The sequence below is a fragment of the Streptomyces sp. NPDC007162 genome (assembly GCF_040634175.1).
Classification (GTDB): domain Bacteria; phylum Actinomycetota; class Actinomycetes; order Streptomycetales; family Streptomycetaceae; genus Streptomyces.
This window is the reverse complement of the sequence record NZ_JBEYFC010000998.1, coordinates 1-1405: the sequence shown is the minus strand read 5'-3', so window position 1 is coordinate 1405 and position 1405 is coordinate 1. Positions and strand designations below refer to the sequence as shown.

Below are 1405 nucleotides of genomic sequence, written 5' to 3'. Positions count from 1 at the left end.
CGAGCATCACTCGGCACGGACGGCCGGTCGCCCGCCCCGTTCCCGCGCTGCCCGAGGCACACATACGGCCGCAGCTGATGCGTCTCGCCCTGCTGCCGCCGGTCGCGGTGGCGCTCAGCGGCTGCGCGGCCGTCCTCTTCACGATCCGCTCCACCGGCGCGCGCCCCGGCCTCGGCCTGCTGGCCGTGCTCGCCGGAGCGCTCTCGGTGACGGCCGCGGGCATCGTGATCGCCGCCGTGGCCGCGGGCCGCGCCGCCCGCTCGGTCAGCGACCGGGTGGACGTGCTGCGCCGCAACGCCGCCCGCGGGGAGACCGATCTGCGCGCGCTCGTCGACGCGCTGCGCCGTGGCGAGAACCCGCCCCAGCGCAAGCCGCGCGGCGGACCGCCCGAGGACGCCGACGACTTCGAACTGCTCGCCGCCGACCTGTCCCGCGCGCACGACGGCGCCGTCACCGCCGTCGTGCAGGCCGCCCAGCTCTCCAGCCAGGCGGGCAGCGAACAGAAGCTGGAGGTCTTCGTCAACCTGGCGCGGCGGCTTCAGTCCCTCGTGCACCGGGAAATCTCCATCCTCGACGACCTGGAGAACGAGATCGAGGACCCGGACCTTCTCAAGGGCCTCTTCCACGTCGACCACCTGGCCACCCGCATCCGGCGGCACGCCGAGAACCTCGCCGTGCTCGGCGGCGCCGTCTCGCGGCGGCAGTGGAGCAACCCCGTCTCCATGACCGAGGTGCTGCGCTCCGCCATCGCCGAGGTCGAGCAGTACTCCCGGGTCAAACTCGTCCCGCCGATCGACGGCGAACTGCGCGGGCACGCCGTCGCCGACGTCATCCACCTCCTCGCCGAACTCGTCGAGAACGCCACGGTGTTCTCCGCCCCGCACACCCAGGTGCTGCTCCGCGCCAACCTCGTCACCTCCGGTCTGGCGGTCGAGGTCGAGGACCGCGGACTCGGCATGCCGGTCGGCGAACAGTCCAAGATGAACGCCCTGCTCGCCGACCCCGACCAGGTCAACGTCGCCAGCCTGCTGGCCGACGGCCGCATCGGCGTGTTCGTCGTCTCCCAGCTCGCCCGCCGCCACGGCATCCAGGTGCGCCTGCAGACCAACATCTACGGCGGCGTCCAGGCCGTTCTCGTCGTCCCGCAGGCCCTGCTGGGCACGGCGCCGGGCGTCCTCGGCGCCGTACCGCAGCCGCGTGACACGGTGACCGCAGGCGGTGCGCCGACGGCGCCGGGCGGTGCGCCTGGCACCGGGACCGCGCGGCCGTCCGACCGCACGGGGGCACTGGAGGGCGGCAAGGGCGGCACCGCGGGGGCCGACACCGGCACCGGGAACCGGGCGGCGACCAGGACCGGGGCGTTGCGCAGGACGGAGGACCGGGCGGCCGACGTCATCGTTCGACC

General features: G+C 74.4%; 1 protein-coding gene. It reads left to right on the top strand.

Annotation, left to right across the window (positions count from 1 at the left end; translation table 11 throughout):
• Window positions 1-5: 5 nt before the first annotated feature.
• On the top strand, window positions 6-1405 hold a 1400-nt coding region (locus tag ABZ646_RS46630), incomplete at its 3' end, for an ATP-binding protein (protein WP_360533858.1).